Source organism: Ruegeria sp. BF12 (assembly GCF_056538705.1).
Map to the genome: position 1 here is coordinate 1 of NZ_JBQFTP010000013.1, position 12090 is coordinate 12090.

Here is a 12090-nt window from a genome sequence, read left to right on the forward strand (position 1 = left end):
GCGAGTCAGATATTAACCAGGGGGCCTCCTACGAAGCGCCCGAAGGCATTGTCTATTGTGGTGGCGGGGCGATAGAGCGCGTGATCGAACCCGTAATTTTGGACAATCCAGAGGGGGAGTGGGACGCGCGAGTAACGGTCAACGGCGAGTCGATCAGAGCCATGACAGCCTACAGCTACTTCGGAAACTCTGAGCCACCGGCCGGATTTGTCGTCGCCCTGCTTGGGGAAGACAGGTCCGAATTTCTGATTTTTAACGAAGGCTCGGCAAACTGGCTGGAATATGGGGACTACAGGTATGAACAATGCAATTGAAGCCACCTTCCAACCGGCTTCCCAATTGGCAAGCTACTTGAAACGTTTGGTATCTGTGATCCTGCTTGGTTCGGGCCTGGTTTGGATCTCACCAGTTGTCGCGGCTGACCGCTTTCAAAACTGTTATTGTTGACGACCGAAAACAGGAATCTGAAAGCGACAAACCAATGCTGCCATATCAGCGAGTAACAGGGGACTTGACGGAAATTGTCTCGGGAGCAGTCGATACCACTTTAAGCGAGAAACCGGCTGCATTCGCTTTCAGAGGGATTTCTTTGGGAGATTACGCAACAGCGGTACTCGCAGTTCGTCGGGCCGCCGAGGTACGAGCTCGGCAAAAGTAGGAATCTTTAGGCTTTCGGCTCAGCGCTGCCATTTTCTGCGATGAGCATGATTGACCGCTCGCAGCCCAAAGCGGACCTTCATCACTAAGCTTTGCAATCTCTGAGATGCGGGACGAAGCTGACTTTTCAGGTCCGGCTATGCGTTCCTTTCCTAGCAATAAATTTCGTAGTCTCTATCATGCTGGTTTTGCCCCACTGTCGAAGGAAACAACATGTTGCGTTCAATGCTTATCCCCGCAGTTCTCTTTGCGCCTCATTGTCTGACTGCTGCAGAGAAAGTGTCGGCAACGAACTTCTATGTCGTCAACCAAGAGCAAATTTCCGCGGGCGAGGACGTGTTCTGGAAAGAGGACAACTATGGGACTTATACCGTTGACGAGGGACCAATCGATCCTGGTTTTGTCCGGTGCGTGGGCTCGGGTTTCGGCGGACCCAGCGGTGTCAGCGGCGGTGGCGTCTGTGTTTATGGTGAAGAAGAGGACACGTTCACCATGAGATGGGAGGTTGTTGCCTTCGGCGTCAACAACTGGCGGATTGTTTCCTCCACCGGCAAATATTCGGGGATGACTGGAAGTGGAACGACCAAAACACGTGTGGCGTCAAAATTCCTGGCGCTACCGCACCGTATTTCTGACTGGGAAGGCGAGGTTGCCTTGCCCGCTAGGGATTGAAACTCGAACTGAAATGGTCGGGGATGATGCTGATTTGAAAGGTTGGCCAAGCCCGCATTGGGCTTGTTGTCGCCTTTCGTTACTTTTCACATTAATGACCGGTGGCAGCCCTAAGCGGACCTTCAAAATCCGACTTTGCAATTCTAGTGTTGCGGACAAGTTAGGCCGCGGACTGCCAAGCTCTGTTTCAGTTCATTTTGCCTGACAACGTTTGTGTCGGCAGTTGTCCAAAGAGTGCTCTGTAGTCTCGCGCGAACTGACCCATGTGCCAAAATCCGTAAGCGTTTGCGATGTCCGATATACTCTCCTCTGGCGAGCAGGATACCAGTTCATGGCGCACAGCACCGAGACGGGCTCTTAGATAAAACTGCTTGGGGCTCACCCCATATGTTTCCTGAAACGCGCGACGAAGAGTGCATGTGGATACCTGAATATCTGCACATACCTCACCGATTGACACGTTATCCATCAAATGGGCCCGCATGAACTCAACGGCTTGTTGTGCTAAACGGGTTCTATTTTTACTGTTTCGCCGATCACTCCATTTTTCGCCTACCACCAGCATTTCCAGAAGCTCTAAGATCATATCACTCTCTTCACTATCAGAGCTTGGTCCGGCCGCTGATCCAATTAGAAAGCGCGCTTTGTTTTTGACTAAGTAATGCAGCTTGCCAGCGTCGCTAACGAAGGATCTTAAAGCGTCATTTCGCACGGTGCTGATATCAAGACCGCAATCGTCGGCGATCCGTTGAGCCCTTCGGATGTCGATGCCAAAGGTCAGGCCTGTGAGCGTTGAATTGCTCACGCCTTCAAAAGGGTCTCCGCTACCAAAATTCATCAGAGCGGTGTCTGAGGGTGAGCCGTTAAGCCAAGTCCGTACACTCCCTTTGTCTGGTAAGCCAAACGCTAGAATGTCAGGGCGAGAAACACCGGTTTGGTACACAGCCTTATCAAACGACAAATCAATCATTTGAAGGTCAAGACCTGCCCAAACGGATACCGAAGAGTTCATAGTTCCCTCTTCAATTTGGCGTAGCTCGACATCCCATTGGGACAGCTTGCGGAATTGCGAAGGGTCCTGCAAAAAAAGTGTGTTTGGGGCGCAGGTTTTTTTGGGGGCTGATCGTTTTTTGATGTCGTCCATTCCGCCCCGCAGGTAGTTTTCATGAAATGTTATTCGAATATGTAGGCGTGGACAATTGCAAGACAAAGCAGACAAATCGAGAGGGAAGAGATTCGGACGCCCATCGTTGCCTGACGATACTGCGCGCACCGAACGCGTCGTAACGCTGCTAACCAAAAGCGAAAAAGAGTTGTTGCGCTCACAGGCTGAAGACAGCGAACTCTCCCTTTCAACCTTTTGCCATCATCTGATCCTTGAAGGTCTGAAAACAAGTAAATCATGAAACAGGGGTATCTCATGAAATCAAAACTGTTCCTCTCCGCGCTGGTCTTTGCCGGCTCCGCTATCACGGCGGCAGCTCAGGACAGCAATATCGTGCATGATGCGGAATACTATGTGCTGAAGCAACAAAACGCAGCCGTTTGGGTCGAGAACGACGCACAGGTTGACCAACTGCTGGCCGATTTTCGTGAGAAAAACGGAGGGAACCCTCCAAACATCTTCTACATCCTTATTGACGATATGGGTTTTGGCGACATGGGTATGCCCGAGATGAACGCGATACGCGGGTATTCGACGCCCAATATCAACGCGCTCGCAGAGGAAAGCATGCGGTTTGCGCGCATGTATACCGAGCCGTCCTGCACACCGTCGCGGGTCGCCTTCATGACGGGTCGCCAGCCGTATCGCAATGGGATGGGCGATACCGCCGTCGATATTTCAGGTTTTGGCCTTGCCGATGAAGAAGTCACAATTGCCGAAGTTCTGAAATCCGTAGGCTACAACACCTCGCATGTTGGCAAATGGCACATGGGCGACATTCAGGAATCCTGGCCTACTTATCAGGGCTTTGACTACGCCGCGTTCCCCATCCATCAGCAGGGCCAGTTGGCCATCTTCAACGAAGATGCAGCCAAGGAAGAAATCACCATGGCCATAGGGGAAGACAACTACAACTCCAAATACACGCTGGATGATTGGTTTCGCCCTGATCCGGGACACATGATTACCGGCCTTGAAGCTGTTATTGGCGGGGAGGTCCGCGAAGTCCATATGGAACCGGGTGAGAAATGGACCCAGGACAAATATAATGAAATGAACATCCGCTATCAGGCACAGGCGATGGAACAGTTGCGCCTGCTAGCAGAACGGGATGAACCGTTCTTCCTGCAATACTGGCCGCTTGTCCCTCTGTCGACAACGCGCACGACGAGAGAGGCGTTCACGACACCCAACGGCGGTACATTCGTTGAAAGCATGGAAGAGCTGGATGAATGGATAGGGGTCATTCTGAACGAAGTCGATGCGCTGGGGCTCAGGGACAATACCCTGATCGTTTTGATGGGCGACAACGGTCACTTCACCAAATATGCCCCCGGCAGTGGGTTTTCGCCGCTGGTCTTCCGCGGCGGCAAGGCCGATACGTCTGAAGGAGGCGTTCGGGTGGACGCGTTTGCCCGCCTGCCCGGCTTGATCGAGGGAGACTCGATTGTATCTGACATTATTCATATCTCTGATTTGTTCACTTCAATTGCGCGTATCGGCGGAGCGATGGATGCCATCCCCCGCGACCGGATCATTGACGGTGTCGATCAGACGTCCCTGATGTTTATTGGCGATACGCATGGGCGCAGGGATCATGTACTGATCTACTCGATCAATTCGCTGAAAGAGGTGGTAAAGGAACACATCAAACTCAAAGTTCCGGCCAAAGGTGAAAATGCTATCGTGGCCAAGTTCTACAACCTGTTCCGCGACCCCCGCGAAGAACAGAGCGTATCGACCGAGATCGGAGCATGGGCTGGACATGAGTTTAACCGCATTATTGCCCGCCACCTGAAATTCAAGGAAATGTACCCCGATCAACCGGCCGCGACTGGACGTCCCTATGAAGGTATCGTGAACCTTCGTCCTGAAACCGTCGCAGCGGTGGATGCCTTTGTCGCCAAGCGGGACATTCAGCCCGACTAAAAGGTGAAGCTGATAAGAGTAATGCAAGCCCCGCATCAGATAATGATATGCTTGATGTGTGGCTTGGCATCCACAACAAAAATTCTGGAAACAATATGAAAATCCAAGCGCTTGTCCTTGCATTGGCGACTGGCATTGTTGCGGCCCCAGCAATCGCCGATGAAAACGCTTCAAACCCTTTGGCCGCAGTCAATAACACGGACATCCGGTATCAGTATTTTGATTTGGGCAACGGTGCTGACAAGCAGGACGCCTTTATAGATGGCGCATACATGCTGCGGCCTGATCTGAAACTGAAATATGAGTTGCACTACAACTCAACGGATGTGACTGGAACTCGGTTCACTGACTTTGAGAAATTGAGCCTCAAAGCGATCTATTTCCCTTCTCAGAGACCGCTCAACGAAACGTGGGCCATCAAGTCGGCCATTGGCCTGGAGTGGATACTGGACTTTGGCGACCCGGAAAAAGGGATCGGAACCGGGTCCGATCAAATTGCGCCTTTTGGCGGGTTCGCCTTTGCAAACACAAAATCAGGGCTGACGCTGATCCCACTGCTCCAGCATTTTGCTTCATACAATGGCCCGACGGACATAAACCAAACCGCGATGCGGTTGATTGCGCTACAACCGTTTGGCGATGGGTACTGGGCCAAGGCTGATATCAAAGCACCATATGACTGGGAGAATGATGCTTGGCCAGCGACCGCTGAGTTCCAGATTGGCAAGAACCTCAGTCCTGGCATCGCAATTTATGCTGATTTCCTCATCGGTATAGGTTCCGACCGCCCCTACGATAAAGGTGCCGGCTTAGGTTTGCGTTTCAACTACTAGTTCACCCACACCCAACCTCGGCGAAGATCATCTATGTCACAGTCCAGAACTCTGTTCAGCCATTTGTTTTCTGCGTCTATCTTGACCCTTCCTGGAACTGCCTTGAGCCAATCCCTGCCCGCTTCGGGTCGGTAGGAAATAAACTGGCGTCACGCCGCATCATTCTATCTGTCTACTTCGCTCTGAACTCGGGGAAGATCAACAGTCTCTGGACGATCCGCTAAGATGGATTTGAACCTTGAAACTGAATCCGTCGTTCGCGCTTCTAATCCCCAGCCAGCGATGCTTAGGCCCAGAGTTCTGAGAAAATAGACTTCTATTACGATCTGTACCCAAGACTTTGCAAAGTCCGCTTTCTGCGCATCGCAGACCTTCGCGAGAATCCAAGTTTCCTTAGGGAGGCCCTTTGCGGGGTTGAGCAATGCAAAGGGCCATAACCGCGACGACTAAGCCATAAACTGATTGAATTCGTCGCTAATGCAGACAAACGCGCAGCGCAAAACTATGGGCGAACTACGTAAACTTATGGGGTGCGCGAAGTGTTATGCGCAAACCTACAAGAGCCTAGAAATCCAAATTCTCGACGCTCAGGGCGTTTTTCTGGATGAATTCGCGGCGCGGTTCGACAACGTCACCCATCAGTTTGGTGAACAGATCATCCGCCTCAACCATGTCGTCCACACGCACCTGCAACAGTGTACGCGCGTCTGGGTCCAGAGTTGTTTCCCACAACTGATCGGGGTTCATTTCGCCCAGACCTTTGTAGCGCTGTAACGACAGGCCTTTTTCACCCTCTTCCAGAATGGCGCGCAATAGGTCCAGCGGACCGTGGATGGCTTGCGAACGGTCGCGGCGGATCAGTGTCGCCGGAGTGTTGTAGATCTCTTGCAAGCTTTGGGTAAAGCTGCCGGTCTTGCGCGCCTCGCCCGAGCGCAGCATTGGGCCATCCAGAGTACGCACCTCTTCAACGCCGCGCAGGATACGGGCAAGACGGATGCCGTGGTCCTGTGTGATCCGGCCATGCCAACCGCGCTCGTATTCCAGCGCGATTAGGTCGAGACGCGCGGCGACTTTATCGGCCACGCCTTGAAGGTCAGCATCCACCGCACCTGGGACAAAGGCTCCTGCAACGGCGGCCTGTTCCAGAATGTGACGCGGATAATGCGTCGGGAAGGCGTCCAGAACGCGTTTCAATTGGCGTGCTTCGTCCACAACGCGTGTCAGGTCCTGACCGATGATTTCTTCACCAGAACCGAGTTTCAGAACCGCCCCTTCGACTCCCTGGTTGACTAGGTATTCATCCATCGCCGCCTGATCTTTCAGATACACTTCAGACTTGCCACGCGACACTTTGTAAAGCGGCGGTTGCGCGATGTAGAGGTATCCGCCTTCGATCAATTCCGGCATCTGTCGATAGAAGAAGGTGAGCAGCAGCGTTCGGATATGCGCACCGTCGACGTCCGCATCCGTCATGATGACGATCTTATGGTAGCGCAGCTTTTCGATGTTGAATTCATCACGCCCAATACCGGTGCCTAGTGCCATGACGAGGTTGCCGATTTCCTGCGAAGACAGCATCCGGTCGAAGCGCGCGCGCTCGACATTCAGAATTTTGCCCTTGAGGGGCAAGATTGCCTGCGTTTGCCGATCGCGGCCAGTTTGTGCGGAGCCGCCAGCGGAGTCCCCCTCGACCAGAAAGACCTCGGTTTTTGTTGGATCTTTTTCCGAACAGTCCTTTAGCTTGCCTGCCAGGAAGTTCACATCCATCGCGGTTTTGCGCCGCGTCAACTCGCGGGCCTTGCGGGCAGCCTCACGGGCCAATGCCGCCTCAATGATCTTGCCAACGATGGTCTTAGCCTCATTCGGGTTCTCTTCGAACCATTCGGCCAGTTTTTCGTTCATCAGACCCTCAACCGCCGGTCGCACCTCGGAGCTGACCAGCTTGTCCTTGGTCTGGGATGAGAATTTCGGATCGGGCACTTTGACCGACAACACGCAGGTCAGACCTTCGCGCGCATCATCACCGGTAAAGCTGACCTTTTCTTTTTTTGCGATCCCACTGGACTGCGCATAGTTGTTGATCGTTCGGGTCAGCGCGCCGCGGAAGCCTGCCACATGCGTACCGCCATCCCGCTGAGGGATGTTATTGGTAAAGGGCAAGACCGTCTCGTGATAGCTGTCATTCCACCACATGGCGATTTCGACGCCGATATCATCCCGCTCACCCTTGATATAGATCGGCTCAGGCATGGCCGGGGTCTTGGATCGGTCAAGATATTTGACGAACTCCTTGACGCCGCCTTCGTAGAACAGTTCGGTCTCAAGCCGTTCAGCGGGGCGTTCGTCGATCAGGATGATCCTCACGCCCGAGTTCAGGAAGGCCAGTTCACGGAGACGCTTTTCCAGCGTCTCAAACGAGTATTCCAGGTTCGAAAAGGTATCGGTCGAGGCCAGAAAGCGCACCTCGGTTCCGGTCCGGTCACCGCATTCCGCGACAACTTTCAGATGCTCTGTTGTCTCGCCGCCTTCGAACCGTGCGACATGTTCTTTCCCATTACGCCAGACGCGCAATTCCAGCCAGTTCGACAGGGCATTCACCACCGAAACGCCCACGCCATGCAGACCACCGGATACTTTGTACGAGTTGCTGTCGAACTTACCGCCCGCGTGCAGCTGGGTCATGATGACTTCGGCGGCCGAGACACCTTCTTCGGGGTGGATATCCACCGGAATCCCGCGCCCGTTGTCGCTGACCGAAACGCTGGAATCGGCATGGATTTTGACCGTCACATGGTCGGCGTGACCAGCCAGCGCCTCGTCAATTCCGTTGTCGACAACCTCATACACCATGTGGTGCAGACCCGAGCCATCGTCGGTGTCACCGATATACATACCGGGGCGCTTGCGAACAGCCTCCAAGCCCTTGAGAACCTTGATGGAATCCGCGCCATATTCTTGTGGTGCCTGTGCGTCGTCGGACATGCCGTTAGTACCTATATTATTTTGGTAACTTATACGTTTTCTGGGGGGGAATGTCACGCGCTCCCCCCACATTTTGTGGTGGGCATGCGTGATTTTACCGGACTCGGCAGCTGACTGCCGAATCCTCACAACCGGTCGAGATCAGCAGCTATGTCCGCCGCAATCTCCTGCGCGTTTACATCGCTGCGTTCCGCAGACAATCGCAGACCTAAAAGATCGGATTGATAGCGTGTGGCCAACCGGTTCGGGTCGTGGTCTGGGGCTATGTCGCCCTGATCCTGCGCGCGTCGAAACAGGTCAGCGAAACAGGCCTTCATTTGGGCCATGTGCGCCCCGGCCTTTTTGGCCAGTGCGTGATCCTTTGCCTGAAGCTCCGCGTATGTTTTTGCCAGCATGCAGGCTTTTGCCGGGGCATTGCTGGCCTCGACGACCAAACGCGGCTGCGCCTTCAAGGCCTCGAGCGGACCCAATTGATCGGCAAGCGCACTCAGCCGCGCGACCCCTTCCTGTGCGTAGCGTTCCAAAGCTAAACCATACAGTGCGTCCTTAGACCCGAAAGCCGCATAAAAACTGCCGGGTTTCAGTTTCAGCTCGCGCTCCAGGTCCTTCAGCGACGTCCCGGCCCACCCCTGACGCCAAAAGATATCCCTGGCCTGGGCGATCAGAGCATCACGGTCATATTCGGGTTTGCGTGGCATTGTCTTCACCAATTCTTGAACGGTTGCTCAAATATATACTTGAGCGATCACTCAAGAAAGACTATTTCTGCCTCAATGCGCCAGAAAAGGAGTTTTCAAATGGCCAACTTCCCGTCCCACGATCTCGAATCCGCCCCTGAGGGATCCAAACCACTGCTGGAAAAATCGCAGGCCGCATTTGGCCGCCTGCCTGGCCTGCACAAGGTGATGGCGGAAAGCCCCCAGCACCTGGAAGGCTATCAGGTGCTGCACGGCCTGTTCATGCAGACCGATTTTGACAATGATGAGAAAACCGTCGTCTGGCAAACCATCAACGTGGAAAACGAGTGCCACTACTGCGTCCCTGCTCACACCGGTATCGCCAAGATGATGAAGGTTTCGGGCGACATCACCGAAGCACTGCGCAATGAAACCCCGCTGCCCAACGCAAAGCTGGAAGCGCTGCGCACATTTACGCTGCAAGTCATGGAATCTCGCGGCAACCCGACCGAAGAGCAGCTGCAGGCGTTCTTCGACGCAGGGTATGCGCACCGTGCGGTTCTGGATGTGGTTCTAGGCCTCGCGCAGAAAACCATGTCGAACTACGTCAACCACATGGCGAAAACGCCAGTCGACGAAGTTATGCGCGGCTTCCTTTGGGAACGTAAGGTAAGCGAACCTGCCTAAGAGCTTACGACCGAGCCCTCTTCGCCTTCGGAAACGATCAGCGTTTGGGCTCGGTCCCCCAGTTCCGCAAACAGTTCAGGCCCGGTGCCCGTCATCCAGGCCTGAGCACCCAAAGCACAAATCTCGTCATACAGCGCCGCGCGCCGCCCCGCGTCCAGATGCGCTGCAACCTCATCCAACAGCACAATCGGTGGCGCCCCCGCCATCCCGGCTAACGCCCTCGCGCTGGAGAGAATCAGAGAAACCAGCAGCGCCTTCTGTTCACCAGTCGAACAATCCCTTGCGGGCACGCCCTTGGCCGCAAACACCCCGTACAGATCCGACCGATGCGGACCAACCAAAGTCCTGCCCGCCGCCAGATCGCGAAAACGACTTTCACTCAAAGCCTCGCGCAGATCGTCCGCCGTTTCCGGCATCACACCTTCGGTTTGAACCAGTTCCAGATCTGCTGACGGAAAGGCGGTTTCGGCCTGATCCTGTGCGCTTCGCAGATAATCCAGCGCTGCCAACCGAGCCGAATGAATCCGATGGCCCATATCCGCCATCTGCCCTTCCAGAGCCGCGTACCAATGGGCATCGCGCACCTGTTCTTTCAACAGACGATTGCGTTCCCGCATTGATTTTTCGTAGGTCAGCGAGGCCTCGGCATGCGTTGGATCAAAACTCAGCGCGATCCGATCAAGGAACCGCCGCCGCCCTTCGGCGCCTTCGATCCACAACCGATCCATGGATGGGATTAACCAGACAACCCGCGCCAGCTTCCCAAGGTCAATCTGGCTGGACGTCTTGCCGTCAACCCGCACCAGACGAGCCGCGCCACCCTCGGACCATGTCTCGATCTCGTAATGCTTTTCCTGCGCCTGCAACAAGCCGGACAGTTTCCACCCCAGCGCCTCGGGCCGCCTCGTCATCTCGGCGGCGCTGGCGCGCCGCATCCCGCGACCGGGGGAAAACAGCGATACGGCTTCAAGGATGTTGGTCTTGCCCGCCCCGTTCGGACCATGAATGACCACCGGGCGGCCGTCCAATGACAACCGCGCCAGCTTGTGGGACCGGAAATGCGAGACCGTCAGTTCGGTCAGGGCCAAAGCCATGACCCCTCCCTTCGTCTTTTCAAAAATACTCCCGCCGGAGGCATCGCGCGTCAGCGCGATCAGACGCGCATCGGCATGACCACGTAAACCGCGCTCTGATCGTTACCTTCACGCATCAGCGTCGGATCACCGGCCGAATTGAATAGGAATACCGCGTTCTCGCGATCCACCTGCGACGCAATCTCCAGCAGATACTTGGCGTTGAACCCAATCTCCAGCCGCTCGTCATTATACGCCACAGCCAGTTCTTCTTCAGCCGCGCCGCTGTCAGGTGCATTCACCGAAAGCACCAACTTGTCAGCATCCAGCTGCAGCTTCACAGCGCGTGACCGCTCGGAAGACACTGTCGCAACGCGATCCACGGCCTGTGCGAATTCCGCGGCGTCCACTTCCAGCTGCCGCGTGTTGCCCTGTGGGATAACGCGCGTGTAGTCGGGGAAGGTGCCGTCGATGACTTTGGAGGTCAGCGTAATATCGGGCGTTGCAAAACGGACCTTGGTTTCGCTGACCGAGACGGCGATATCCATCTCGTCATCGTCCAGCAGTTTGCGCAGTTCACCCACGGTTTTGCGCGGCACGATCACGCCAGGCATGTCCGCCGCACCATCGGGCAGGTCCGCATCGATACGGGCCAGACGGTGACCATCGGTCGCTACACAGCGCAGGACCTTACCGCCTTCGGATCCGTCGGCGACATGCATGTAGACACCGTTCAGGTAGTACCGCGTCTCTTCGGTCGAAATGGCGAATTTCGATTTGTCGAACAGTCGGCGAAGCAGTGCGGCCGAGGCGGTGAAGTTCGACTGGTATTCCGAGGACGCCATCACCGGGAAATCTTCTTTCGGTAGGGTCGCCAGAGAGAAATTCGACCGGCCCGCTTCAACCGTCAAACGACCGGCCGCGCTGTCGGCGGTCAGCGTAACAAGCGCTCCGTCCGGCAGTTTGCGGACGATTTCGTGCAGCGTCGTTGCGGCAACCGTTGTAGCCCCTGCCTTTTCGACCTGAGCAGGCGCCTTGTCGACAACCTCGATATCTAGATCGGTCGCGCGAAACAGCGCCTGGTCGCCTTCGGCCTCAATTAACACGTTGGCAAGTATGGGAATGGTGTTGCGACGTTCGACAACAGATTGGGCCTGGGAAACGGCCTTGAGAAGGGTGCCGCGTTCGATGCTGATCTTCATACCCTTAATTCCTCTGACTTGCGTGCCGAAATGGGTGGGGACTGGCACGTTAGCGGTTCCACCCTGAGGCACAAGGATTTTTTATGGTTTTCTGGGTCGGAATGCCCAAAGGGTCAAGGGGCGCGTGGCCAGTCGAGCACAGTTCCTGTGCAACCGTGGACAATAGCGCACAAAAAACGCCCCGGGCGTGAGGGTCCGGGGCGTTTCCTGAGT

General features: G+C 55.1%; 9 protein-coding genes and 1 pseudogene. 5 read left to right on the plus strand and 5 right to left on the minus strand.

The window, feature by feature from the left end; genetic code table 11:
* Nucleotides 1-314 (plus strand): annotated as a pseudogene (locus tag ACR0J0_RS18020) (hypothetical protein); the annotation flags it as partial.
* 556 nt (nt 315-870) lie between these two features.
* A complete protein-coding gene (locus tag ACR0J0_RS18025) occupies nt 871-1329 on the plus strand; it encodes a hypothetical protein (protein WP_170337121.1) in 459 nt (152 codons plus the stop codon).
* A gap of 187 nt (nt 1330-1516) precedes the next feature.
* On the opposite strand, the gene ACR0J0_RS18030 is transcribed toward ACR0J0_RS18025, so the two are convergent.
* Nucleotides 1517-2473 carry a helix-turn-helix domain-containing protein gene (locus tag ACR0J0_RS18030; RefSeq protein ID WP_480665416.1) on the minus strand — a complete coding sequence of 319 codons (957 nt, stop codon included), beginning with the start codon at nt 2471-2473 and terminating at the stop codon, nt 1517-1519.
* A gap of 276 nt (nt 2474-2749) precedes the next feature.
* Between ACR0J0_RS18030 and ACR0J0_RS18035 the strand changes: the two genes are divergently transcribed.
* Together ACR0J0_RS18035 and ACR0J0_RS18040 are read left to right on the plus strand one after the other, a co-directional pair.
* Entirely contained in the window at nt 2750-4423 is a 1674-nt protein-coding gene (locus tag ACR0J0_RS18035; RefSeq protein WP_170554587.1) for a sulfatase-like hydrolase/transferase, read from the plus strand.
* Nucleotides 4424-4518: 95 nt separating this feature from the next.
* The gene (locus ACR0J0_RS18040; RefSeq protein WP_170477049.1) at nt 4519-5256 is read left to right on the plus strand and encodes a hypothetical protein; all 738 of its coding nucleotides are present in this window, start codon (nt 4519-4521) and stop codon (nt 5254-5256) included.
* A gap of 564 nt (nt 5257-5820) precedes the next feature.
* On the opposite strand, the gene gyrB is transcribed toward ACR0J0_RS18040, so the two are convergent.
* Entirely contained in the window at nt 5821-8238 is a 2418-nt protein-coding gene (gene gyrB / locus ACR0J0_RS18045) for a DNA topoisomerase (ATP-hydrolyzing) subunit B (RefSeq protein ID WP_480665417.1), read from the minus strand.
* A 125-nt stretch (nt 8239-8363) separates the two neighbouring features.
* The gene (locus ACR0J0_RS18050) at nt 8364-8936 is read right to left on the minus strand and encodes a TetR/AcrR family transcriptional regulator (RefSeq protein ID WP_480665418.1); all 573 of its coding nucleotides are present in this window, start codon (nt 8934-8936) and stop codon (nt 8364-8366) included.
* Nucleotides 8937-9035: 99 nt separating this feature from the next.
* Here ACR0J0_RS18050 and ACR0J0_RS18055 point away from each other — a divergent pair, with 99 nt between their 5' ends.
* Nucleotides 9036-9602 (plus strand): carboxymuconolactone decarboxylase family protein, encoded by a 567-nt coding sequence (locus tag ACR0J0_RS18055; RefSeq protein ID WP_480665419.1) that lies wholly within the window; start codon nt 9036-9038, stop codon nt 9600-9602.
* Here the strand turns inward: ACR0J0_RS18055 and recF are convergent.
* Nucleotides 9599-10696, minus strand: coding sequence for a DNA replication/repair protein RecF (recF, locus tag ACR0J0_RS18060; protein WP_480665420.1), 1098 nt, complete (start codon nt 10694-10696; stop codon nt 9599-9601). The two genes, ACR0J0_RS18055 and recF, sit on opposite strands and share 4 nt — an antisense overlap.
* Before the next feature lie 59 nt (nt 10697-10755).
* Nucleotides 10756-11877, minus strand: coding sequence for a DNA polymerase III subunit beta (gene dnaN / locus ACR0J0_RS18065; RefSeq protein ID WP_480665421.1), 1122 nt, complete (start codon nt 11875-11877; stop codon nt 10756-10758).
* Nucleotides 11878-12090: the final 213 nt, after the last annotated feature.

Excerpts from the sequence above, each read along its gene's own strand:
- ACR0J0_RS18025 (WP_170337121.1), top strand. The coding sequence starts at position 871 with ATGTTGCGTTCAATGCTTATCCCCGCAGTTCTCTTTGCGCCTCATTGT.
- ACR0J0_RS18030 (WP_480665416.1), bottom strand. The coding sequence starts at position 2,473 with ATGGACGACATCAAAAAACGATCAGCCCCCAAAAAAACCTGCGCCCCA.
- ACR0J0_RS18035 (WP_170554587.1), top strand. The coding sequence starts at position 2,750 with ATGAAATCAAAACTGTTCCTCTCCGCGCTGGTCTTTGCCGGCTCCGCT.
- ACR0J0_RS18040 (WP_170477049.1), top strand. The coding sequence starts at position 4,519 with ATGAAAATCCAAGCGCTTGTCCTTGCATTGGCGACTGGCATTGTTGCG.
- gyrB (WP_480665417.1), bottom strand. The coding sequence starts at position 8,238 with ATGTCCGACGACGCACAGGCACCACAAGAATATGGCGCGGATTCCATC.
- ACR0J0_RS18050 (WP_480665418.1), bottom strand. The coding sequence starts at position 8,936 with ATGCCACGCAAACCCGAATATGACCGTGATGCTCTGATCGCCCAGGCC.
- ACR0J0_RS18055 (WP_480665419.1), top strand. The coding sequence starts at position 9,036 with ATGGCCAACTTCCCGTCCCACGATCTCGAATCCGCCCCTGAGGGATCC.
- recF (WP_480665420.1), bottom strand. The coding sequence starts at position 10,696 with ATGGCTTTGGCCCTGACCGAACTGACGGTCTCGCATTTCCGGTCCCAC.
- dnaN (WP_480665421.1), bottom strand. The coding sequence starts at position 11,877 with ATGAAGATCAGCATCGAACGCGGCACCCTTCTCAAGGCCGTTTCCCAG.